The organism is Burkholderia sp. AU33545 (assembly GCF_020419685.1).
GTDB classification, from domain to species: Bacteria; Pseudomonadota; Gammaproteobacteria; order Burkholderiales; family Burkholderiaceae; genus Burkholderia; species Burkholderia diffusa.
On record NZ_JAIZRQ010000009.1, the window covers coordinates 22,876 to 45,962 of the forward strand.

A 23,087-nucleotide genomic window follows, 5' to 3' on the forward strand; every position below is an offset into this window, starting at 1 on the left:
ATCCGATTCCCATGCTTGCTACCGATTCCGATCCGATCGTCGCCATTGCCACTGCTGCCGGCCGGGGTGGCATCGGCGTCGTCCGCGTTTCGTTCGGGCGCGGCGGCGAGGCGGCCGCGCTGCCGCTGATCGACGCGTTGTGCGGGCAGCGGCTCGCACCGCGCCATGCGAGCTACGTTCCGTTTCTCGACGAGCACGGCGCGCCGCTCGACCGCGGGATCGCGCTGTATTTCACCGCGCCGCATTCGTACACCGGCGAGCACGTGCTGGAACTGCAGGGGCATGGCGGGCCCATCGTGATGCAGCTGCTGCTGCAGCGCTGCCTGGATGCGGGGCGCGGCTTCGGGCTGCGGCTCGCGGAACCGGGCGAGTTCACGCGGCGTGCGTTTCTGAATGACAAGCTGGACCTGGCGCAGGCCGAGGCGGTCGCCGACCTGATCGAGGCGAGTACCGAAGCGGCGGCGCGTTCGGCCGGGCGCTCGCTCGACGGCGCGTTCTCGCGGCAGATCCACGCGCTCGTCGAGGATGTGATCACGCTGCGGATGCTGGTCGAGGCGACGCTCGATTTCCCGGAAGAGGAAATCGACTTCCTGGAAGCGGCCGATGCGCGCGGCAAGCTCGCGAAGATCCGCGAGCAACTGGCGCACGTGCTCGGCGATGCGCGCCAGGGGGCGCTGCTGCGCGAGGGGCTGTCGGTCGTGCTCGCGGGGCAGCCGAACGTCGGCAAGTCGTCGCTGCTGAATGCGCTGGCCGGCGCGGAGTTGGCGATCGTCACGCCGATCGCGGGCACGACGCGCGACAAGGTCGCGCAGACGATCCAGGTCGAGGGGATTCCGCTGCACATCATCGATACGGCCGGGTTGCGCGAGACGGAGGACGAAGTCGAGCGGATCGGGATCGCGCGGACATGGAGCGAGATCGAGCGCGCGGACGTCGTGCTGCACCTGCTCGATTCGCGCACGGGGATGACGGCGGACGACGAGGCGATCGCGGCGCGGTTCCCGGTTGACGTGCCGGTGGTGCGGGTGCTGAACAAGACGGATCTGACCGGCGTGCCGGCGTGCGTCGAGCATCCGGCGGCCGAAGGCGACCTGACCGAGGTGCATCTGTCGGCGAAGCGCGGTGACGGGATCGACATGCTGCGCGCGGAGCTACTGCGAATCGCGGGGTGGCAGGCCGGGGCCGAAGGCGTTTATCTGGCGCGCGAACGGCATTTGATCGCACTGCGGGCTGCGCAGGCGCATCTCACGCAGGCGGCCGATCATGCGGAGCAGAGGGCGCAATCGCTCGATCTGTTTGCCGAGGAACTGCGGCTGGCGCAGGAGCAGCTCAATGCGATTACCGGTGAGTTCACTTCGGATGATCTGCTGGGCGTGATTTTCAGCAGGTTTTGTATCGGGAAGTGAGCGGGCACTTCACATCCCGCTGCTTCCCTTTGATGCATCGGTCCCGTTCCGGGATGAGCGCCTTTCCGATGGCGGACGCCGTGCCACGCACCGAGCGGCGGACCATTCAGCGCAGACGTCGGGAAAGCTTGCCGAGATCGGCCTCGAATTCGAGGCCAGATGTGATGTCGTCAGAATCCAGGGATACGCGCCGAAGTCTTGCGAAGACTTTCCCGCGGTTCATGAGGAAAGACGCGATTGCCGCTCCCGGCAGTCCGGATCAATCGGCTGATCCGATCCGGACGGCGCAATCGCGGCGGCCGGGCCGGAATGCATCAATCCCAATGCCGATGATGATGGTAATACCCGCCATCACCGTAATACCCGCCACCATCAGGCACCACGATACAGCCGCTCAGCAACACGGCCACGCCGGCAATCAGCAAAAGGGTTTTCTTCATCGCGTTCACCTGCTCGGATTCGACATGAATCCAGCATAGCGAGCGCCGTCGACACGGGCTGTAAGCGATCGTTTCCCGGTGCCGCAATCCGTAACGGCGGATTATTCCGGTCACAATGACCGTAACAAATCGCCAATCCGCAGACGTTTTCACGCCACGACGACGCGGTTTCGCCCCGCATCCTTCGCGTGGTACAGCGCGGCATCGGCGGCTTCGATCAATGCATCGGGCGTCGACAGATCCTCGGCCGACACCGTCGCGCAACCGACGCTGACGCTCACGCGCCCCGCCGGCGACGAAGGCATCGCGAGATCGAGCCGCAGCACCGCTTCGCGCGCTTCCTCGGCAACGATCCGCGCACCGCGCGCACCGGTGTTCGGCAGCACGATCGCAAATTCCTCGCCGCCGTAGCGCGCGACGAAATCCGCGGGACGCCGCACCACACCGGTGAGCGCATTCGCGACGGCGATCAGGCATGCATCGCCCTTCACGTGACCGAACGCGTCGTTGTAGGCCTTGAAGTGATCGACGTCGATCATTAGCAACGACAACGGCTCGCTTTGCCGCCGCGCCTGCAGGAACAACGTGTGGAAGTAATCGTTGAAGTGGCTGCGGTTGAACGCGCCGGTCAGCCCGTCGCGCGCGGACGAACGAACCAGCGTCGCATGTGCTTCGAACAGCTGCTGATACAGCTTCGTCACTTCCCATGCGAGCACGCACACCAGTACGCCGGGCGTGAACATGCTGAACACGCGCGCGAGATACCAGCCGACCGTGAAGCGACTCGTGGTCAGCAGGTTCAGGGTCGTGTCGGTGAGGCAGGCGAGCACCGCGATCGCAAGCCACAGGTCGAGCGTCGTGCGCAGCCGGCCGGCGGCGAGCACGGCGACGAGCGCGAGCGCATTGAGGATCCATACGACCAGAGCGATCCCGTTGACGGGCAGCGCGGCCGCGTCGGCTGGCGGATGGAACGCGGGCGGCAGTGCCACGTTCAGCGCGAGCACGCATAGCAGCGCAGCCGCGATGGCAGGGCCGCCGACCAGCGCGAACGTCCACAGGCGCGTCTGCGCCGCGCCGATCGGCGGACGCGTGAGCCGCTCGCGCGCGAGCAGCGCGGCCATCACGAAGCACGGAAAGCCGGCATGCCAGAAGATCCACATCCACGCGGCGCTTTGCGGACGCGCGCCGAGCAAGCCGTGCGGCGCGAACACGCCGGGAAAGGTGAGCAACTGCAATGCGACGGCGAGTGCGGTGAACGCATAGGCGCCGCCGAGTGCACCGAGCACGGGCTGGCGGGTGACGGTGAACTGCGCGCCGAGGAAGAAGGCGGCGATGCTCGCGGTGGTGAATACGGCCAGCGCGCACATCGGCATGAACGGCTCGACGGCCGGCAGCGCGACGTTCGCGTGAGGCATCGCGATCCCGAGCGCGAGCACGATGACGAGCGCCGTCAGTGCGCCGAACCAGAGCTGACGACGCGTCGTGTGCTGGATCAGAATGCCTTCCATGGATTTCCCCCGGGCGCTCGTGCGGTCACGCCCGGTCTTGGCGCCGGACGGCATGCATCCGGCCGCGATGCGACCGGTGCGGCCCGATCCTATCGCGTTATTGGCGCGCGCTCAAATCCCGAGGCCGGGGCCGAAGTTGCCGGCGACCCAGCGCGTGACGGCATCGACGTCCGCATAGTCCTGTTCGGGCAGGCCGTCGAGCATCGACAGCACTTCGTTGCTCGCGCCGGCGTCGCGTGCGGCGTCGACGATCGCATCCTTGTTCGCCGGGTAGCGGACGGCGGCCAGCACGTCGGCGATCTGCAGATCGATCGCTTCGCCAGGGATATCGTGCGGAGGGAGGGCGGGTTTGTCGTTCACGTCGGCGTCTCGCTGGTTGAGCGGGAATGGGTTCGTAGCGGAAGGGGCACCGTTCGGCTCGGGGCGACCGGCCCCGGACGGAGTGCCTGCGGGGATGGCGATCGACTCAGTGCCCGCGCCGCACGCGACGCCACGGATGCTTCCAGTCGATATGCGGTGCGTTTTCGTCGCGCGGGTGCTGCCGCCGATGTTCCTGCCACAGTTCGTCGGAGAACAGTGCAGCCACGATCACGAGTGGCAATACGAGGAAGATGCCGAGTATGACTTGCTCGATCACGATAGCCTCCTTGCGGTGGCAGGAACCCTTGTTCCCATTCTAGGCTCTGAACTTCGCCCGCGGTCAACTTCTTACAGCGCGGAACGCGCTCCTGTCGCAGTGCCGCGGCACGGACGTTTCACACGCACGCGGGCATCAAAAAGGACACGACCATGCAACTCCAGAACGACAAGCACACGCTTGCACTGCGGCCGCTGGAGCGTCAGGACCTGCGCTTCGTTCACGAGCTGAACAACGACGCGAAGATCATGCGCTACTGGTTCGAGGAGCCGTACGAAACATTCTCCGAGCTGTCGCAACTGTATGACCGCCACGTGCACGACCAGCGCGAGCGCCGCTTCGTCGCGGTCGATCCGCAGGACGAACTGGTCGGCCTCGTCGAGCTGATCGAGCTCGACTACATTCACCGTCGCGGCGAATTCCAGATCATCATCGCGCCCCAGTGCCAGGGGCGCGGCTATGCGGGCCAGGCGACGCGCCTCGCGATCGAATATGCGTTCAAGGTGCTGAACATGCGCAAGCTGTACCTGATCGTCGATACGTCGAATGCGGCGGCAATCCACGTGTACGAGAAATGCGGATTCCAGCACGAGGCGGAATTGAAGGAAGAATTTTTCGGAAACGGCGCGTATCACAACGCTTATCGCATGTGCATCTTCCAGCGCGATTATTTCGAGCGGCCGCAATCAGTCTGAATAACGCCGGGTAAAACACAGGTGAAGACGCCCTGCGGCCACGCGCTGCGGGCGCACGGCCCATTCGGGAAAATACGGGTAAATACGAGTGCGCTTATACCTGGCATTTTTCTTGTATCAGGTAAATCCGGTTCCGCACTGCGGTAAATTCATATCGTTTCGGATGACTTTGTGTGCAACGCATCAAAATGGTCTCGATATTGAAATGAATTATCCAAACCGTTCAACCGGCGTATTGCAATTTCGCTGACGGTCTTGCGGGACAACGCATTGCGCCCGGCGGCGCGGGCGAATTCGCCTGATGACAGGCGCCGCCGCGCCTGCGCGGCAAGCAAAAAATCGGAGGTGCGCACGGTGCGACAATTCGCCGCTATTGCGGTCGCACAACAAATGTGCTTGCTATCGCTTGCCAGTCTTCTAAATTGAAAAACGCGGGTTCACGATCACCTTTAAACACATAGCTAACCGAGCCTGGTGCCCGCAAGCCTGGAGACAGAACATGATGAAGCGTACCGGTGTCCTTTTCGCCCTTGTCGGCGCATTTTCCCTGGTGTCGATCGCCCAGGCGGGCGGCGATGCGGCTGTCCAGCCGAAGCAGGAAATCCAGCTGACGAAGAATGCATGGGGCTGTCTGTCGAAAGACAATCTGGACTCCGTACTGAGTCACGAGCGTGACGGCAAGTCGCAGGCGAAGCAGCAATACTTCGACGACTACCGTTGCCTGTCGGTGCCGGAAGGCCAGCGCTTCCGCGTGGTGTCGGTCGATCAGGGCGACGTCCAGTTCGTCAGCGCCGACAACAGCGACCAGCAGGGCCTCTGGACCGATTCTCGCTTCGTCAAGCAGTAACCCGCACGCACCTCTCGCACCCGCGCGCCGGCCGGAACTGCCGGTGGCGCGGCACGAACGCGGCCCGGCCGATGCCGGGCCGTCGTGCTGTGGAGCGCCCGTCACGCGCCGGGCGGCGCGCATTCGGTATCATCACGGCCCGACCGAACCGAATGCCCGCCCGGGCCGTATCCGCATGGCGCTGAAATCCACGATCTACAAAGCCGAGCTTCAAATTGCCGACATGGATCGGCACTACTACGCCGATCACGCGTTGACGGTCGCCCGTCACCCGTCGGAAACCGACGACCGGATGATGGTGCGCATCGTCGCGTTCGCGCTGTTCGCGCACGAGCGTCTCGAGTTCTGCAAGGGGCTGTCGGACGTCGACGAGCCCGATCTGTGGCAGAAGGACCTGACGGGCGCGATCGACGTGTGGATCGAGGCTGGCCAGCCCGACGAGCGGCGCATCTCGAAGGCAGCCGGCCGCGCCGGGCAGGTCACGGTGATCGCGTATGGCGGCAAGACCTCGGACATCTGGTGGCAGGGCGTGCGCAGCAAGGTGGAGCGACTGCGCAACGTCCAGGTGCTGTCGCTGGCCGACGGCGTCGCGGCCGCGCTCGGGCGTCTCGCCGAGCGTACGATGCGCCTGCAGTGCACGGTCCAGGACGGCGCCGCCTGGATCTCGAGCGCCGATCACGATCCCGTCGCGGTCGAATGGACGGTCCTGAAGGCGCGCGCCGACGCGTGACGGCCGGCGCTCAGCCGAGCGCGGCGGGCGGCCCCTTGAATTCCAGCATGTTCCCTTCGGGATCGAACAGATAGATCGACGGCCCGTAGCCGCCTGCACCGTAGCGTTCGGCGGGCGCGCCAGGGCGCGCACCATGCGCGGCGAAATGCTCGATCAGTGCATCGGGGTCGAATGGCTCGACGCGCAGGCATAGATGGTCGAGATTGCGGCCGGTGCCGGGCGGGCCGCTGTCGGGACGGTCGATCGGGCCGCCAACCGACAGCAGGTCGATCAGCGCGTCGCCGGCGCGCAACTGTACAAGGCCCAGGTCGGGTTGTTCCTTCTCCACGTGGCAGCCGACGGCATCGCAGTAAAAGCGCGTCATCGCAGCCATGTCGGTCACGCGCAGCACGACGTGATCGATTGCGCGGATGGTCGGTTTCATGAGCGGGCACTCCTTCGCGGATGGCGTGCACCGAGTGTAGACCGCGCCGGCGACGCATGCCGGAACGGGCACGATCGACGGACGAAAAAAAGCCCGTTCACGCAGAGCGGAACGGGCTTAATCCATATCAGGAGGAGACATGGAGGAGACAGTTCCAACTATACACACGGCGATGGTGCGTTGCAATATTCCGAGTGTAAAAAATGGTCAGCACGGCGATTTGTCGCATCCGCACTGCAGCAAAATGGTGACGCGATGATGACGAAAGCGGCGTGGACGCAGCGGCTGCGTGGCTTTTCGTCCGATTGAACGGGTTCGATGTGCCCCCGATTGTTTCCCCGAGTTAGTCTCGGGTTTCACCGGCGCGAATCACAGAGCAAGATTCAGGGCGCGACGGCCCATGCCGATGTCTAGAGTAGGCACCATCTACACTGGAGAGTGCGAGGTTCAGATGAAAGCCGCCTATTCGACCGACGATGCCCGCTGGGGCGCCGTGACTGCCCGCGATCCGCATGCGGACGGCGCGTTCTTCTATGCCGTGCGCACGACCGGCGTGTTCTGCCGCCCGAGCTGCGCGTCACGGCTGCCGCGGCGCGAGCACGTGTCCTTCTTTGCCGATCCGGCCGCCGCGCGCGCGGCCGGCTTCCGCCCATGCAAGCGCTGCCAGCCGGAAGGATTGCCGCGCGAGCTCGAGATCGTCAACCGCGCGTGCGCGGTGCTCGACGCGCATCCGGAGCGGCTCACGCTGCAGCAGCTGAGCGACGCCGTGCACGTGAGCCCGTTCCACCTGCAGCGGCTGTTCAAGCGCGTGGTCGGCGTGTCGCCGCGGCAGTATCAGGCCGCGCAGCGCGGCGCCGCCTTGCGCGAGGCGCTGCAAAGCGGGCAGCCGGTCACGCAGGCGGCCGTCGACGCGGGGTTCAACTCGCCGTCGCGGCTCTACGCATCGGTGCCGCGCGAGCTGGGCATGGCGCCGTCCGCGTTCCGTCGTCAGGGCGCCGGCTCGAGAATCGATTATGCGACCGCGTCGACGCCGCTCGGCACGGTGCTCGTCGCCGCGACCGAACAGGGCATTTGCCGGATCGCGTTCGGCGACGAACCGGCGTCGCTCGTCGGCGAACTGAAGGACGCGTTCGCGCGTGCCGAGCTGGTCGAATCGCCGTCGCGGCTTGCGCCGTTCGTCGCGCAGATCCGCGCGTATCTGGACGGCACGCGGCACGCGTTCGACCTGCCGCTCGACATTGCGCCGACTGCGTTCCAGCAGCGCGTGTGGGAAGCGCTGACGCACATCCCGTACGGGGAAACGCGCAGCTATTCGGAGATCGCCGAGGCGCTGGGTTCGCCGCGCGCGGTGCGAGCCGTCGCATCGGCCTGCGCGTCGAACCCGGTCGCGCTCGCGATCCCGTGCCACCGTGTCGTGCAGAAGGGCGGCGCGCTCGCCGGCTATCGCTGGGGCGTGCGCCGCAAGGCGACGCTGCTCGCGTCCGAGGCGCGCCATGTGCGCGACGATGAAACCGAAGCCGTTGCGGAGGGCAACGCAGTTTGAGCATCGACAAAACCACCACGACATCGATCGCGAACGGCGGCCACGTGCCGCCGTCCGCGCAGATGGCGCTGCGCTTCAAGGCGCCGTACGACTGGGCGCGCGTGCTGCGCTTCTTCAGCGGACGGGCGATTCCGGGTGTCGAACAGGTCGTCGACGGCATGTATCGCCGGATCGTCGATCTGAACGGCGACGCGGGCAGGCTCGTCGTCACGAAGCATCCGCGCCGGCATTGCCTGATCGCGACGCTCGAAGGGGCGGCCGCGCGGCATGTCGACGATGCATTCGCGCAGCGCGTCGCATCGATGTTCGACCTCGGCGCCGACCCGGCCGCGATCGGCGGCGGACTCGCGCGCGACCCGTGGTTCGCGCCGCTCGTCGAGGCCGCGCCGGGGCTGCGCGTGCCGGGCGCCTGGTCGGGATTCGAGCTCGCGGTGCGCGCGATCGTCGGCCAGCAGGTGAGCGTGAAGGCGGCGACGACGATCGTCGGCCGGCTCGTCCAGCGGGCCGGCGAGCGCGTCGTGCACGACGACGGCATGGCGGCGCCGGACGGCGCCCCCGCTTGGCGATTTCCGACGCCGGACGCGCTCGCCGCATGCGATCTGGAGAAGATCGGGATGCCGGGCAAGCGGGCCGCGGCGCTGACGGGCATGGCGCGCGCGGTGGCGGCCGGCCACGTGCCGCTCGATCCCGCACAGGCCGATCTTGCGACGCTGCGTCGCGCGTGGCTCGACCTGCCCGGCATCGGCCCATGGACCGTCGAATACATCGCGATGCGCGCGTGGCGCGACCCGGACGCGTGGCCGGCGTCCGACCTGGTGCTGATGCAGTCGATCGCGGCGCGCGATCCGTCGCTCGACCGGCTCGCGAGCCAGAAAAGCCGGACCGAAGGCTGGCGGCCGTGGCGCGCATATGCGGCGCTTCATTTGTGGAACGACGTGGCCGACCGGGCCGGCGGCGCGCGCGGCGGATGACGGTCTTGGCCGCAGGCCGGCGGGTGCGACCGGGCAGGGCCGCGACGCAACGCGCAAGGGGCATCACGCCGGCAGCGATCGGTCGGTGATCCTCATGGTTGCGACGTTTGACGGAGATCAACCCGCTCCGGTGTCTGACGCCCCGGCGCGCACGGTTGGCCCGGCCGCGACGACGATGCATCGCGGCTTCGGCTGAACGGGTTGCACCTGACGGCGCTGCCGTGCTCGTCGCTCACGTTCCCTCCGATGAATGTCGCGTGATGGTTGCGTCCGTCGGTGCCGACGACGGTCAGCTGTCCGCGCGGCGTTCGTTGCCATCGGCCCGCCCGACGGCCCGCCGCGGCCGGCGCGCACCGCCCGGCGCCACCTCAAGCACGTGTTACGGCGAGATGTTAAAGTGCCCGCTACCAACGAAGCGACCAATAATCCAGCCGGCCGCGCGCGGCATTTCGCGCGCGGCCGTCACGCACTTGCGTCTCCATGTCGAACACCATGACTCACCGCCAGTCCGAACTGCTGCTGAATCGTCTCGAAGCGCTGAGCTCGGGCCCGACGCGGCAGCATCTGCCCGACGGCCTGCGCGGCATCGAAAAGGAAAGCCTGCGCGTGACGCGCGACGGGATGATCGCGTTCACGCCGCATCCGCGCGCGCTCGGTTCAGCTCTCACGCACCCTTCATTGACGACCGACTATTCCGAAGCGCTGATCGAACTGATCACGCCGGCGGAAGGCGACGCGTCGATCACGCTCGAACGTCTCGACGATCTGCACCGCTACGTGTACGCGTCGCTCGGCGACGAGATGCTGTGGAACGACTCGATGCCGGGCCTGCTGCCGGCCGACGATGAAATTCCGATCGCCGACTACGGCACGTCGAACATCGGCCGCCTGAAGACGGTGTACCGCCGCGGCCTCGCGTATCGCTACGGCCGCACGATGCAGTGCATCGCCGGCATCCACTACAACTACTCGTTGCACGAGGAAGTGTGGCGGCGCCTGCATGCGGAAGAGGGCTCGACGGCCACGCTCGTCGACTACCAGTCGGAGCGCTATCTCGCGCAGATCCGCAACTTCCGCCGCCGCAGCTGGCTCTTGATGTACCTGTTCGGCGCATCGCCCGCGCTCGACGCGAAATTCCTGCGCGGCAAGCCGCACAAGCTCGACGCGTTCGATGCCGATACGCTGTACCGGCCGTACGCGACGAGCCTGCGGATGAGCGACCTCGGTTACTCGAACACGACCGCGCAGGCCGCGCTGCACGTCGACTACAACACGCTGCCCGGCTATCTCGATGCGCTGTCGAAGGCCGTGAGCGAGCCGTATCCGCCGTACGAGGCGATCGGCACGCATCGCGACGGCGAGTGGATCCAGATCAACACGAACGTGCTGCAGATCGAGAACGAGTTCTACTCGACGATCCGGCCGAAGCGCGTCACGTATTCGGGCGAGCGTCCGCTGCATGCGCTCGCGTCGCGCGGCGTACAGTACATCGAAGTGCGCTGCCTCGACATCGATCCGTTCGAGCCGACCGGCATCGCGCTGGAAACCGCACGCTTCATCGACGCGTTCCTGCTTGCGTGCGCGCTCGACGACAGCCCTGCGCTCGACTGCGACGCGTACAAGGAAGCGAATGCGAACTTTGGCAGCGTGACGATGGAAGGGCGCAAGCCGGGGCTCACACTGGTGCGCGACGGCCAGCCGGTCACGCTGCAGGCGTGGGCGGACGACCTGATGGCCGATATCGAGACCGTCGGGCGCCGTCTGGACGAGATCCGCGGCGGCGACGAGCATGCGCGTGCGATTGCCGCGCAGCGCGAGAAGCTCGCCGATCCGGAGCGCACGCCGTCGGCGCGCGTGCTGCGCACGATGCGCGAGAACGGTCAGTCGTTCCTCGCGTTCGCGCTCGCGCACAGCGAGGCGCACGCCGCGCATTTTCGCGCGAACCCGCCGTCGGCGGAGACGATGCGCACCGAGCAGGCGCTTGCGGCGAAGTCGCTGGCCGAGCAGGCCGAACTGGAAGCGAAGGAGGCCGGATCGTTCGATGCGTTCGTCGCGGCCTATCGTGCCTATACGCTGAACCGCTTCAGCGTTTGATGGCCGCCGCCCGCTGCGCGTCGCGCGGCGGGCAGGCCGGCGGCGGGCCGGATGGTGGTGCGGTCACGCGCCCGGCCGGGTTTCAGCCGCTTCAGTGATGCGCGTATGTGTCGCGATCGGCCACGCGCGGCAGCGCCGGCTTCCCTGATTCCACATTCGCGTGGCCGTCGTTGCCGTGGCCGGCCGCATCGCCGCGCGCCTGCGCGGCGCGCTGCATGACCGCCTGCATGTTTTGCGGAAAGTCGGGACCGCTGGCGAGGCTCGGCCGATAGCCGGCGGCCTGCAGTTCCGCGAGTTCCTGGCGAACTTGCGCGCGCGTCAGCGTCGACTCAGCCTGAGCCTGGGCGGCGACGGCCGAGCCGATCAGCACCAACGCGTACGCCGCAAGTTTCATGGTTTTCATCGTGTTTGCTCCGTGAGCGTTCCGGAGCCGCGCCTTCGTCGGCGCGGGCGGAATCGATGCAGCGAGTCTAGGCTTCGGATGCCAAACGAAACACCCCGCGTCCCGTCAGTCACCTTTTCCGGTTGAGCAACATTGCGCCGGCGGATTGCTGGCGCGCGCGTCAGCGGGGCGCCAGCCGCCGTTCAACGTGCGGCGGATGCGTGTATCGGCACCGCGCGCATCGGGCTTGTCCTCCTTGTGGAAGCGCAATGCGCCTCCTAACCTCTTTTAAGCGACCGATCGGTTGGCGCTGCGGCATGGTTGCGTGCGCAAGCGTCGGATGATCGTTGCGGCCGTGGAACAGACGTTCGAACGGGATCGAGGTGTGCGCAGGCGCTGATGCGCGAGCCCCGGTCGACCGCGAAGCATGGGACCGGGGTAAGTGCTGAAGCGTCAACTCCGGTCGACCGCGAAGCATGGGACCGGAGTAAGGCGCTGAAGCGCCAACTCCGGTCGACAACGGAGACACGATGAATCCCACCGCAGCCCTGCCGCCCGGCATCCTGTTCGCGCAGCCGTTGACGCCCGTCGCCAACTCGCTGTTCCTGTCTTTCCTCGTCGCCGTGATCCCGATCGCGGTCGCGCTGATCGCGCTCGGCGTGCTGCGCCGGCCAGCGTGGCAGGCGTCGCTCGCCGGCCTCGTCGCCGGCCTCGCGGTCGCGATCGGTGCGTGGGGCATGCCGGCCGGCCTCGCGTTCGACGCGGTCGGCGCCGGCATGGCGCTCGCCGTCGTGCCGGTGATGTGGATCGTGTTCAACGCCCTGCTGCTGTACAACATCGCGGTGAAGTCGGGCCGCTTCGACCAGTTCCGGCAGTGGATGCTCGACAACCTGCCCGACGACCGCCGCCTCGTGCTGCTCGTCGTCGCGTTCTCGTTCGGCTGTTTGCTCGAAGGGATCTCCGGGTTCGGCACGCCGGTCGCGATCACCAGCGCGCTCCTGATCGCGCTCGGCTTCCCCGCGCTCGAAGCGCTCACCTACACGCTGCTGTTCAATACGGCACCGGTCGCGTTCGGCGCGCTCGGCGTGCCGATCACCGTGCTCGGCGCGGTCACGTCGCTGCCGCCCGCGACGCTCGGCGCGATGGTCGGCCGGCAACTGCCGTTCTTCGCGCTGCTGCTGCCGTTCTACGTGGTCGGCGCGTACGGCGGCCTGCGCTCGATCTCGAAGCTGTGGCCCGCGCTGCTCGTGTCGGGCGGCAGCTTTGCGATCGCGCAGTTCGTCACGTCGAACTTCCTCGGCTACCAGCTCACCGACGTGCTGTCGTCGCTCACGTCGCTGATCGTCACGATCGGCTTCCTGCAGGTGTGGAAGCCGCAGCCCGATCCGCAATACGCGCTCGCACGCAGCGCGCCCGCCGCGGCCGGCGCCGCGCGCGCGGGCTTCGGCGGCTGGCTGCCGTGGATCGTCGTGTCGGTGGTCGTGATCGTCTGGGTGCATGCGAACGTCGCGGCGATCGGCGACGTGAAGATCAAGTGGCCGGGCCTGCACAACGCGGTGTTCGTGTCGCTGTATCACAAGCCGTATGCGGCGATCTGGGACTTCCAGCCGCTCGGCACGGGCACCGCGATCCTGCTCTCGGCGATCATCACGGCCGTGCTGACGCGCACCGGCGTCGGCGCGTTCTTCGAATGCGTGGTCAAGACCTGGCGGCAGACGTGGATCGCGATCATCACGGTGATGATGATCGTCGGGCTTGCGTATTTGCTGAACTACTCGGGCATCAGCTACACGCTCGGCACCGGCGTCGCGTCGACCGGCGCGCTGTTCCCGCTCGTGTCGGCGTCGCTCGGCTGGATCGCGGTGTTCCTGTCCGGCAGCGACACGTCCGGCAATGCGCTGTTCGGCAACCTGCAGGTGGTCGCGGCGCGGCAGCTCGGCTTCGATCCGGTATTGATGGCCGCGACCAACTCGTCGGGCGGCGTGATGGGCAAGATGATCTCGCCGCAGAACATCGCCACGGGCGTGTCGACGACCGACCTGAAGGGGCAGGAAGGCGTCGTGTTCGCGCGCACGTTCTGGCACAGCGTGATCCTCACGCTGCTGCTCGGCGTGCTCGTGTTCCTGCAGCAGCACGTGTTCACATGGATGATTCCGGCGCTGCCGAAGTAACACACGGCGGGAAGCAAGAAGGAAGGCCCGGGACAAGCGCCGGACATGACCACGGATGTGCAGGGAAATGCGCGAACCCGGTGAACGCGCGGCGACTCAGCGCGCGTTCACCGGCCGCGTCGCGTGCGTTGGCTCGTGCGTCGCGGTCTGCGCCGGCAGGATGCACGCGAGGAACGCATCGATCGCGGGGCTCTGGCGGCGCGCCTTCAGGTAGTACACGTATTCGTCGATCGTCGTGTCGACACCGCGCAGCGCGACGACGCGCAGGTCCGGATGACGCTCGGCCTCGCCGCGCGGAAACAGGCTGCCGCCCACGCCATGCAGGATCGCCTCGCGGATCGCTTCGCGGCTGCCGATCTCGGCGACCGACGTGGGCGCGACCCCGGCCGCCGCGAGGATCGTCTCCGTGCAGCGGCGTGTGACCGACCCTTCCTCGCGAATCAGCAGCCGCACGTTCGCGAGCTGCGCGGCGTCGATCGTGTCGAAGCGCGCGAGCGGATGGTCGCGATGCACGACGAGCACGAGCGGATCGGTGGAGATCACCTTGCATTCGAGGCCTTCCGCGTCATTGCGCTGCGACGACACGGCAAGGTCGATGCGGAATTCCTGCAGCGCCTGCAGGATTTCCTCGGAATTGCCGATCCGGCACGTGAGTGCGATCGACGGATGGGCATGCGAGAAGCGGCCGACCGCGTCCATGATGTAGTACGGCCCGGTCGCACCGATCCGCAGGTGTCCTTCGAACAGGCCGCCGACGTTGCGCAGCATGATGTCGGCCTGCGCCTCGAGCGAGATCATCTTCTCGACGAGCGGCAGGAGCTCGATGCCGGTTTCAGTGACTTCGAGCCTGCGGCCGCTGCGATAGAACAGCTCGACGCCGTACAACTGCTCGACTTGCCGGATCTGCGCGGCGATCGTCGGCTGGCTGACGCCCAGGTGGCGCGCGGCGCGCGTGATGCTGCCCTGCCGGACGGTCGCGTGGAACGCCTTCAGCTGATCGAACACGACTCGGCTTCTCCCCCCTCTTCATCGCGCGTCAGCGTAGCGCAGGCATGTGTCGGCCGGATGAAAGGCGCGCCGGGCGCTGCTTCGAAAAAAAGCTGGGGGTGGGCGCAAGAAACCTGCTGGAACCGGTCACGGCCGGGACACGCCGGTGCGGAGTAATAGCGGCAACGCACCGACCGCCGGCCCCGCTCGACCGGCGCCACCCTTACCGACCCACAGGATCCTCTTCATGTCCGCCACCAATCGACGCGATTTCCTGCGCCTTGCCGCCCAGTCCGCCGGCGCGATGGCCGCCTACGCCGGCTTCCCGCCCGCGATCCGCAAGGCACTGGCCATGCCGGCCGCCTATCGCACCGGCACGATCCGCGACGTCGAACACGTCGTCATCTTCATGCAGGAAAACCGCTCGTTTGACCATTACTTCGGCGGGCTGCGCGGCGTGCGCGGCTTCAACGACCCGCGCCCGCACCTGCTGCCGAGCGGTGCGCCGGTGTGGCAGCAGCCGCCGGCGTCGGTGTTCACGAAGAACTACCATTCGCGCGGGCTCGACCCGTCCGCGCCGTACGTGCTGCCGTTCTACCTCGACCCGAAGCAGACGACCGAATTCCAGCCGGGCACCAACCACGGCTGGAGCAGCGGCCACCTGTCCTGGAACAACGGCCAGTGGGACCAGTGGGTGAACCAGAAGCAGGACGTGCTGACGATGGGCTACCTGAAACGCCAGGATCTCACGTACCACTACGCATTGGCCGACGCGTTCACGATCTGCGACGCGTACTTCTGCTCCGCGCACGCCGACACGGCACCGAACCGCATCTACCTGTGGACCGGCACGATCGACTCGCGCAACGTGTACGGCACGCAGCCGAACGGCCCCGGCATCGGCGAGCGCAACAACACGAACGGTTACACGTGGACGACCTACGCGGAACGTCTCGAGAACGCGAAGATCAGCTGGAAGGTGTACCAGGGCGGCACGGGCATCCCGGGCGACCCGACCGACAACTACACCGACAATTCGCTGATGTTCTTCAAGAAGTTCCAGGTGAAGGAAGGCGCGAGCGGCCCGCTGGTCGACAAGGGCGCGTCGGACCATACGCTCGCCGAGCTGAAGGCCGACGTGCAGGCGAACCGGCTGCCGCAGGTGTCGTGGATCGTCGCGCCGTACAAGTACAGCGAGCACCCGCAGGCGTCGCCGACCGACGGCGCGTTCTACATCAACATGGTGCTCGAGGCGCTGACGTCGAACCCCGAGGTGTGGGCGAAGACCGTGTTCATCCTCAACTACGACGAGAACGACGGGCTGTTCGACCACGTCGTGCCGCCGGTGCCGCCGGTCACGAGCGGGGCAGGCGGCCAGGGCATCGTGTCGTCGAACCTGCTGTCGAACCTCGGCGACGAACTGCTCGACCTGAACAAGTACCCGGGCGAAATGAGCCCGCTGGTGCCGGGCGCGGACCCGGGCGGCATCCAGCCGATCGGCCTCGGGCCGCGCGTGCCGCTGATCATCATTTCGCCGTGGACGAAGGGCGGCTGGGTCTGCTCGGAGACGTTCGACCATACGTCGGTGCTGCGTTTCCTCGAAGCGCGCTTCGGCGTGCAGGAGCCGAACATCAGCGCATGGCGCCGGTCGGTCTGCGGCGACCTCACGTCGGCATTCGACTTCTCCGCGCGGCCCGATACGCGCACGGTGAGCTTCACGGTGCCGCAGCACATCGCCACCGCCGGCCAGGCGTACCAGGTGCCCGCGCAGCAGTCGATGCCGGCGCAGGAGCCCGGCACGCGTCCGGCGCGCGCGCTGCCGTACGAGCTGTTCGTGCATGCCCGCGTGAACGGGCGCGACGACAGCGTGTCGCTCGACTTCGCGAACTCGGGTGACGCGGGCGCCGCGTTCTACGTGTACGACCGCCGCAATCCGGCGACGCCGCCGCGCCGCTACGCGGTGTCCTCGCACGACCGCTTCGCCGATACCTGGAGCACGTCGGCCGCGCGCGGCGACTACCATCTCGCCGCCTATGGCCCGAACGGCTATCTGTGCGAATTCCAGGGCAACACGCGGCTGGCCGCGGACGGCCGCCACGCGAACCCGGAAGCGAAGATCGGCTACGACGTGCGCAACCGCCACCTGTACCTGCAACTGCGCAACAGCGGCCGTGCGGCATGCCGCGTGGTCGTCGACAACGCGTACAGCCACGCGCATGCGCGCACCTACACGCTGGAGCCGGGCGAGCGCATCGAGGATCACTTCGAGCTGTCGTCGAGCCACGGTTGGTACGATCTGACGATCACCGCGACGACGCTGCGCGGCGGCGACGACAAGGTCGTGCGCCGCTTCGCGGGCCACGTCGAGACGGGCCGGCCGAGCCAGAGCGATCCGGGCCCGGTCAAGCAGACGGCCTGACGGCTGGTCTGCGTCGTGCGGTTCGGCGTGCTCGCGCCGGCCGCACGCTCATCGCATTCCGGCACGAGGCACTCGCTATTGGAAACTGAAAACTGTTGACAATATATCGGGGTGAGGGTATATAGCGATCATTCGCCGACATGGCGCCCTCGTTCTCATCCGCAGCTTCGCTGCCTGCCCGATCATGACTGCCCCGAACGCGCTCAACGCCATCGAACTCCTGCAAAGCCAGTCGCTCGCGATGCTTGTCCAGGACATGCTCGAGCGCGCGATCGTGTCCGGCGAATATGCGCCCGGCGAGAAACTCAACGAAGTCGATATCGCGACCAAGTTGAACGTGTCGCGCGGCCCCGTGCGTGAGGCGTTTCGCGCGCTCGAGCAGGCCGGGCTGCTGCGCAACGAGAAGAACCGCGGCGTGACGGTGCGCGTCGTGCCGCTGCGCGAGGCCGAGGAGATCTACGAAGTGCGCGCGATGCTCGACGAGTCGGTCGCGCGCGCGCTCGCGAAACGCATTTCGCCCGACACGCTGAAGGTGCTGAAGGGCATCATCCAGTCGATGAAGGATGCGGCGAAGACGCACGACGTCACGCGCTACACCGAGCTGAACGTGCAGTTCCACGACGCGATGGTGGTCGGTGTCGGCAATACGCACCTCACCGACACCTATCGCCGGCTCGTGCGCCAGCTCGGGCTGCTGCGCCAGGCCGCGATCGAGGCCGAGGAGGACGCGATCGCGGTGTCGGCGGCCGAGCACGAGAAGATCGTGCAGGCGCTCGCGAGCGGCGACGAGGAGAAGACCGTCGCGCTCGTGCGCGAGCACGTCGCGCACGGCCTTGCGCGGATGCGCCGCACGCACGAGCAGGCGCTGCCCTCGTCGGGCAACGTGGCGCGTGAGAAAGCCGCGCGCGTGTGACGCGGCGGCACGGGCGGTCGTGCCAAATGCAAAGGGACGCTTCGCAGCGTCCCTTTTTCATTGCGCATCGTTGCGCGTGACGTCATCGCATCGTCACGCCTTGTCGGCCTTGCCAGCCGCGCTCGCGAATTTCGCGAGCCACGTGTCGACCCTCGCCGGCCGTCGGCTCTCGTCTTCCGCGCGCTCTTTGCGGCGGATCGCATTGCGCACGACGTGCGCGCCGACATAGCGGATCGGTTCCGGCGGGAAATGGCCGAGCGGGCCGCGCACGATCGGACTGCGTGTCCAGACGTTGTCGAGGCCGAGCACCAGCGACGACAGGATCTGCCCGCCCATGTAGGTCGGCCCGACGCCGTTGCCCGAATAGCCGAAGCCGTAGAACACGTTCGGCGCGTCGTCGAGGCGGCCGAAAAACGGGAAGCCCGTCACCGAGCGGTCCGACGGGCCGTTCCAGCTCGCGGTGATCGGCACGCCCGCGAGCGACGGGAAGAATTCGCGCAGGCTCTGCGTGAGCTGCGCCTCGTATGGCGAGCGCCGGTCGAACACCGGCGCGATGCGGCTGCGCCACGAGAACGTGTTGCCGCCCTTGCCGAGCATCAGCCGCCCGTCGGCCGTCGTGCGGTAGTAGTACACGAAGATCCGCGAATCGAGCACCGACACACCGTCCACGAGGCCGGTCTGCTTGAGCAGTTCCGGGCATTTCTCCGTGATGACCATGTCGCTCGACACGACCGCGATCGTGCGTTCGAACTGCGGGAAGCGACTCGCCATCCACGCGTTGATCGCGAACACCAGCTTACTCGCGCGCACGCTGCCGGACGGCGTGCGCACGACGGCCGGCTGCCCCGGCGTGAAGTCGACGAGCGGCGTGCGCTCGTAGATCCGGATGCCCATGTCGAGCGCGACGCGGCGCAGCCCGCGCACGAGCTTGCCCGGATGCACGGTCGCGGCGATCGGCGAGTACACGCCGTCGAGATTGCGTGCGGAGCCCGAGCGGCGCGCGACCTCGGCGGCCGGCAGAGGCTCGTAGCTGTGGATGCCGCACGCGGCGAGCGCGTCGAGCACCGGCGCGAGCGTGCCGACCTGCGCGCGCGACGTCGCGGTGTACAGCGTGCCGTCGAGCCGCAGCTCCGCATCGATGCGATGCGCGCGGCAGAAGTCGGCGATGTGCTGGACGGCCGCCTCTGACGCCTTCACGAGCCGGATCGCCTCCGCTTCCCCGAACAGGCGGCGCAGCGTCAGGAATTTCGCGGACCATGTGAGCAGGCACCCGCCGTTGCGCCCGCTCGCGCCGGCGCCGCACAGGTCGGCCTCGAGTATCGCGATGTCGAGCGCCGGGTTCTGCTGCTTCGCCTGGATCGCCGTCCAGAGCCCGGTGAAGCCGCCGCCGACGATACAGACATCGGCCTGCGTCGCGCCCTGCAGGGCGGGGGCGAGATCGCCGTCGTTGAACAGTGCTTGTTCGATCCAGAAGGGTCGCATCGGTTGTCGTGCCGGTAAGGGTCGGGCGCCATGCCACGCACGGCGGGAAAAGAAAGCGAAACCGCCGCACGGCGATGCGTGTCGTCGTGCGGCGGGTACATCGCGTCAGGCCGCGGCTTCGGCGGACACGCGGCGCACGCCCATCGCCTTCAGCGTGTCGGCGATCGCGGCGACCGCGCCGACCGCGCTCGGAATGCCGGCTTCGCCGAAGTGGCCGATGCAGCCGACGCGGAACGTATCGACTGCCGGCAGCTTGCCCGGATACAAAACGTAGCCGCGCATTTTGACCTCCTGATAAAACCGCTTGAAATCGTCGTTCGGATCGTCCGCCGCATGGAACGTGACGACGATCGGCACCTGGATCGCCGGATCGACGAACGGCCGGAAGCCGTCGACCAGCGCGCGGCAGCTGTGCCGATAGCGGCCGCCGTGTGCGGCGAGCCCGTCGTCCCTTCGACTTTTGCTTTCTGTCTTCTCCATATTGTTGACAATCTACAAATCATCGATTTTAATGTCAAGCATGGAAAACATCCTCCTCGGCGCGGTGCGGGCGCCGACAGCGCAACCCCTTCGAACCGAAAGGACTGACCGTCATGTCTGAAACGCCTGTATCCGTGGAAGTGAACGGCCGCCGCTACAACTGGATGAGCCGCCCCGTGGTGGTGGTCTGCGTCGATGGTTGCGCCTATGAATATCTCGAGATGGCGGCCGAGGCCGGCGTCGCGCCGTTCCTGCGCACGCTGCTCAAGCCGGGCACGGCGCTCAAGGGCGAGTGCGTGGTGCCGAGCTTCACCAACCCGAACAACCTGTCGATCGTTACCGGCGTGCCGCCGGCGATCCACGGGATAAGCGGCAACTACTTCTACGATCGCGACACCGGCGCCGAGGTGCTGATGAACGATCCGAAGTATCTCGTCGCGCCCACCGTGCTCGCGACCTTCGCCGAACGAGGCGCGCGCGTCGCGGTCGTCACCGCGAAGGACAAGCTGCGCCGCTTGCTCGGCAAGGGGCTCAAGGGCATCTGCTTCTCGTCGGAGAAGGCCAACGAGGCGAGCATCGAGGAAAACGGCATCGACAACGTGCTGGAACTGGTCGGCAAGCCGGTGCCGAGCGTGTACAGCGCGGAGCTGTCCGAGTTCGTGTTCGCGGCCGGCGTGCGCCTGCTCGAAACACGCCCGATCGACCTGATGTACCTGTCGACGACCGACTACGTGCAGCACAAGTGCGCGCCCGGCACGGGCGGCGCGAACGCGTTCTACCAGATGATGGACGCATACCTGAAGCGGTTCGACGAGCTCGGCGCGATCGTCGCGATCACGGCCGACCACGGGATGAACGCGAAGCACGACGGCGAGACCGGCGAGCCCAACGTCATCTACCTGCAGGAGCTGTTCGACGAGTGGCTCGGCCACGATGCCGCGCGCGTGATCCTGCCGATCACCGATCCGTACGTCGTGCACCACGGCGCGCTCGGCTCGTTCGCGACCGTCTACGTGCCGGATTCCGCCGACGCCGACGCGCTGCGCGCGCGGCTTGCCGCGGTGGACGGCATCGAGGTCGTGCTGACGGGTGCCGAGGGCTGCGCGCGCTTCGAGCTGCCGCCCGACCGGATGGGCGACCTGATCGTGATCTCGAAGCAGGACGTCGTGCTCGGCACGCGCCGCATCAAGCACGACCTGTCGGGCCTCGACGTGCCGCTGCGCTCGCACGGCGGGCTCTCCGAGCAGATCGTGCCGCTGATCTTCAGCAAGCCGGTCGCGACCGACGTCACGGCCCGCGCGCGACTGCGCAACTTCGACATCATCGACATCGCGCTCAATCATCTGCAGTGACGCGTACGCACCCGTCAGGAAGACATCATGAACGACATTGCAGCATCGACGGAGGTCTGCTCGTTTCATCGTGAAGCACTGCGAATCGATGGGGAGCTGATTCATCGCGACGCGGTGATCGAGGTGCGCAACCCGTACGACGGAACGCTCGTCGGCACCGTTCCGAAGGCGACGCTCGATGACGTGCGACGCGCATTCGCCGCCGCGCGTGCATTCCGGCCGACGCTCACGCGCCACGAGCGGGCGGCGATCCTGCGCCGCGCGGCCGACATCGTGCGCGCGCGCACCGCCGAGATTGCGGCGCTGATCACGGCCGAGGCCGGGTTGTGCATCAAGGATTCGACGTACGAAGCCGGGCGCGTTGCCGACGTGCTCACGTTCGGCGCGGGCGAGGTGCTGAAGGACGACGGTCAGATCTTCTCGTGTGATCTGACGCCGCACGGCAAGAAGCGCCGCGTGTACACGCAGCGCGAACCGCTGCTCGGCGTGATCTCCGCGATCACGCCGTTCAACCATCCGATGAACCAGGTCGCGCACAAGGTCGTGCCGTCGGTCGCGACCAACAACCGGATCGTCGTGAAGCCGTCGGAGAAGGTGCCGCTATCGTGCTACCTCTTTGCGGACATCCTGTATGAAGCCGGCCTGCCGCCGCAGATGCTGCAAGTGATCACCGGTGACCCGAAGGAGATCGCCGATGAGCTGATCACGAATCCGGCGATCGACCTCATCACGTTCACCGGCGGTGTATCGATCGGCAAGTCGATCGCGTCGCGAATGGGCTACCGGCGCGCGGTGCTCGAACTCGGCGGCAACGATCCGATCATCGTGATGGACGACGCCGATCTCGACGAGGCAAGCACGCTCGCGGTGTCGGGCTCGTACAAGAACTCGGGGCAGCGCTGCACCGCGATCAAGCGCATGCTCGTGCACGAGTCGGTGGCCGATCGCTTCACCGAGCTGGTGGTCGAGAAGACGCGCGCCTGGTCGTACGGCAATCCGTCCGATCCGTCGGTGGACATGGGCACGGTGATCGACGAGGCGGCCGCGACGTTCTGCGAGCAGCAGGTGAACGACGCGATCGCGCGCGGTGCGCGGTTGCTGGTCGGCAACGTGCGCGACGGTGCGCTGTATTCGCCGACCGTGATCGATCGCGTGACGCCCGACATGCCGCTCGTGAAATACGAGACGTTCGGCCCGGTGTCGCCGATCATGCGCTTTCGCGACATCGACGAAGCAATCCGGATGTCGAACAGCACCGACTATGCGCTGTCGTCGTCGGTCTGCACGAACCGCTTCGACAACATCACGCGTTTCATCACCGAGCTGGAAGTGGGCAGCGTGAACGTGCGCGAGGTGCCGGGCTACCGGCTCGAACTGACGCCGTTCGGCGGCGTGAAGGATTCGGGCCTCGGCTACAAGGAAGGCGTGCAGGAGGCGATGAAGAGTTTCACGAACACGAAGACGTATTCGCTGCCGTGGTAAGCGGCACGCAATGTGCCCGCGCCCGCACCGGCTTCGCGGCCGGTGCGGGCGTTATTCGATCGGCTCGCATCGTTAGCCGATTTGCGTTTTTGCCGGGGTTTCGCACGTCGGTAGGATGCAGGCG

21 protein-coding genes and 1 pseudogene are annotated in these 23,087 nt (G+C 66.9%); 12 read left to right on the forward strand and 10 right to left on the reverse strand.

Going from position 1 to position 23,087, the window contains the following annotated elements:
- Nucleotides 1-11: 11 nt before the first annotated feature.
- Nucleotides 12-1,406: a tRNA uridine-5-carboxymethylaminomethyl(34) synthesis GTPase MnmE gene (mnmE, locus tag LGM71_RS27235; protein ID WP_124627096.1), complete on the forward strand. Its 1,395-nt coding sequence runs from the start codon at nucleotides 12-14 to the stop codon at nucleotides 1,404-1,406.
- 314 nt (nucleotides 1,407-1,720) lie between these two features.
- Here the strand turns inward: mnmE and LGM71_RS33225 are convergent, their stop codons facing one another.
- The 4 genes from LGM71_RS33225 to LGM71_RS27250 all read right to left on the reverse strand — a co-directional run bounded on the left by LGM71_RS33225 (nucleotide 1,721) and on the right by LGM71_RS27250 (nucleotide 3,991).
- Nucleotides 1,721-1,846, reverse strand: coding sequence for a hypothetical protein (locus tag LGM71_RS33225; protein WP_256980637.1), 126 nt, complete (start codon nucleotides 1,844-1,846; stop codon nucleotides 1,721-1,723).
- Nucleotides 1,847-1,995: 149 nt separating this feature from the next.
- A complete protein-coding gene (locus LGM71_RS27240; RefSeq protein WP_226117553.1) occupies nucleotides 1,996-3,354 on the reverse strand; it encodes a sensor domain-containing diguanylate cyclase in 1,359 nt (452 codons plus the stop codon).
- Between the two features lie 111 nt (nucleotides 3,355-3,465).
- Complete coding sequence (locus LGM71_RS27245) at nucleotides 3,466-3,714, reverse strand: DUF2795 domain-containing protein (RefSeq protein ID WP_006756942.1); 249 nt, start codon at nucleotides 3,712-3,714, stop codon at nucleotides 3,466-3,468.
- A 106-nt stretch (nucleotides 3,715-3,820) separates the two neighbouring features.
- Nucleotides 3,821-3,991, reverse strand: coding sequence for a hypothetical protein (locus LGM71_RS27250; RefSeq protein ID WP_006489933.1), 171 nt, complete (start codon nucleotides 3,989-3,991; stop codon nucleotides 3,821-3,823).
- Nucleotides 3,992-4,143: 152 nt separating this feature from the next.
- Here LGM71_RS27250 and speG point away from each other — a divergent pair, with 152 nt between their 5' ends.
- Nucleotides 4,144-4,686, forward strand: coding sequence for a spermidine N1-acetyltransferase (speG, locus tag LGM71_RS27255; protein ID WP_059603008.1), 543 nt, complete (start codon nucleotides 4,144-4,146; stop codon nucleotides 4,684-4,686).
- 149 nt (nucleotides 4,687-4,835) lie between these two features.
- Here the strand turns inward: speG and LGM71_RS27260 are convergent, their stop codons facing one another.
- Complete coding sequence (locus tag LGM71_RS27260) at nucleotides 4,836-5,039, reverse strand: hypothetical protein (RefSeq protein ID WP_226117555.1); 204 nt, start codon at nucleotides 5,037-5,039, stop codon at nucleotides 4,836-4,838.
- Between the two features lie 146 nt (nucleotides 5,040-5,185).
- Between LGM71_RS27260 and sap1 the strand changes: the two genes are divergently transcribed.
- On the forward strand, nucleotides 5,186-5,533 hold the full coding sequence (sap1, locus tag LGM71_RS27265; RefSeq protein ID WP_059602967.1) for a surface attachment protein Sap1: 348 nt from the start codon (nucleotides 5,186-5,188) through the stop codon (nucleotides 5,531-5,533).
- Between the two features lie 175 nt (nucleotides 5,534-5,708).
- The gene (locus LGM71_RS27270; protein WP_006498691.1) at nucleotides 5,709-6,263 is read left to right on the forward strand and encodes a YaeQ family protein; all 555 of its coding nucleotides are present in this window, start codon (nucleotides 5,709-5,711) and stop codon (nucleotides 6,261-6,263) included.
- Nucleotides 6,264-6,273: 10 nt separating this feature from the next.
- Here the strand turns inward: LGM71_RS27270 and LGM71_RS27275 are convergent, their stop codons facing one another.
- Nucleotides 6,274-6,687 (reverse strand): VOC family protein, encoded by a 414-nt coding sequence (locus LGM71_RS27275; RefSeq protein WP_059602970.1) that lies wholly within the window; start codon nucleotides 6,685-6,687, stop codon nucleotides 6,274-6,276.
- Nucleotides 6,688-7,138: 451 nt separating this feature from the next.
- On the opposite strand from LGM71_RS27275, the gene ada reads away from it, so the two are divergent.
- From ada to gshA, 3 genes are all read left to right on the forward strand, one after another.
- Complete coding sequence (ada, locus tag LGM71_RS27280) at nucleotides 7,139-8,230, forward strand: bifunctional DNA-binding transcriptional regulator/O6-methylguanine-DNA methyltransferase Ada (protein ID WP_151049717.1); 1,092 nt, start codon at nucleotides 7,139-7,141, stop codon at nucleotides 8,228-8,230.
- Complete coding sequence (locus LGM71_RS27285; protein ID WP_226117557.1) at nucleotides 8,227-9,201, forward strand: DNA-3-methyladenine glycosylase family protein; 975 nt, start codon at nucleotides 8,227-8,229, stop codon at nucleotides 9,199-9,201. The genes ada and LGM71_RS27285 overlap by 4 nt, the downstream gene beginning before the upstream one ends.
- 480 nt (nucleotides 9,202-9,681) lie before the next feature.
- Nucleotides 9,682-11,295: a glutamate--cysteine ligase gene (gene gshA / locus LGM71_RS27290; RefSeq protein ID WP_226117558.1), complete on the forward strand. Its 1,614-nt coding sequence runs from the start codon at nucleotides 9,682-9,684 to the stop codon at nucleotides 11,293-11,295.
- 91 nt (nucleotides 11,296-11,386) lie between these two features.
- On the opposite strand, the gene LGM71_RS27295 is transcribed toward gshA, so the two are convergent.
- A complete protein-coding gene (locus LGM71_RS27295) occupies nucleotides 11,387-11,698 on the reverse strand; it encodes a DUF4148 domain-containing protein (RefSeq protein ID WP_124906056.1) in 312 nt (103 codons plus the stop codon).
- Between the two features lie 509 nt (nucleotides 11,699-12,207).
- Between LGM71_RS27295 and LGM71_RS27300 the strand changes: the two genes are divergently transcribed.
- Nucleotides 12,208-13,848 (forward strand): L-lactate permease, encoded by a 1,641-nt coding sequence (locus LGM71_RS27300; protein ID WP_174909491.1) that lies wholly within the window; start codon nucleotides 12,208-12,210, stop codon nucleotides 13,846-13,848.
- Nucleotides 13,849-13,944: 96 nt separating this feature from the next.
- On the opposite strand, the gene LGM71_RS27305 is transcribed toward LGM71_RS27300, so the two are convergent.
- Nucleotides 13,945-14,853: a LysR family transcriptional regulator gene (locus LGM71_RS27305; protein WP_059602989.1), complete on the reverse strand. Its 909-nt coding sequence runs from the start codon at nucleotides 14,851-14,853 to the stop codon at nucleotides 13,945-13,947.
- 229 nt (nucleotides 14,854-15,082) lie between these two features.
- Here LGM71_RS27305 and LGM71_RS27310 point away from each other — a divergent pair, with 229 nt between their 5' ends.
- Both LGM71_RS27310 and LGM71_RS27315 read left to right on the forward strand, forming a co-directional pair.
- Complete coding sequence (locus tag LGM71_RS27310; protein WP_059602991.1) at nucleotides 15,083-17,254, forward strand: phosphocholine-specific phospholipase C; 2,172 nt, start codon at nucleotides 15,083-15,085, stop codon at nucleotides 17,252-17,254.
- Nucleotides 17,255-17,438: 184 nt separating this feature from the next.
- Complete coding sequence (locus tag LGM71_RS27315; RefSeq protein WP_226117560.1) at nucleotides 17,439-18,167, forward strand: phosphonate utilization associated transcriptional regulator; 729 nt, start codon at nucleotides 17,439-17,441, stop codon at nucleotides 18,165-18,167.
- 93 nt (nucleotides 18,168-18,260) lie between these two features.
- Here LGM71_RS27315 and LGM71_RS27320 read toward each other — a convergent pair whose 3' ends face one another.
- On the reverse strand, nucleotides 18,261-19,649 hold the full coding sequence (locus LGM71_RS27320) for an FAD-dependent oxidoreductase (protein ID WP_226117562.1): 1,389 nt from the start codon (nucleotides 19,647-19,649) through the stop codon (nucleotides 18,261-18,263).
- Between the two features lie 105 nt (nucleotides 19,650-19,754).
- Nucleotides 19,755-20,099 (reverse strand): annotated as a pseudogene (locus LGM71_RS27325) (2-aminoethylphosphonate--pyruvate transaminase); the annotation flags it as partial.
- Between the two features lie 143 nt (nucleotides 20,100-20,242).
- On the opposite strand from LGM71_RS27325, the gene phnA reads away from it, so the two are divergent.
- The gene (gene phnA, locus LGM71_RS27330) at nucleotides 20,243-21,481 is read left to right on the forward strand and encodes a phosphonoacetate hydrolase (RefSeq protein ID WP_226117564.1); all 1,239 of its coding nucleotides are present in this window, start codon (nucleotides 20,243-20,245) and stop codon (nucleotides 21,479-21,481) included.
- A gap of 27 nt (nucleotides 21,482-21,508) precedes the next feature.
- Entirely contained in the window at nucleotides 21,509-22,963 is a 1,455-nt protein-coding gene (phnY, locus tag LGM71_RS27335) for a phosphonoacetaldehyde dehydrogenase (RefSeq protein WP_226117565.1), read from the forward strand.
- Nucleotides 22,964-23,087: the final 124 nt, after the last annotated feature.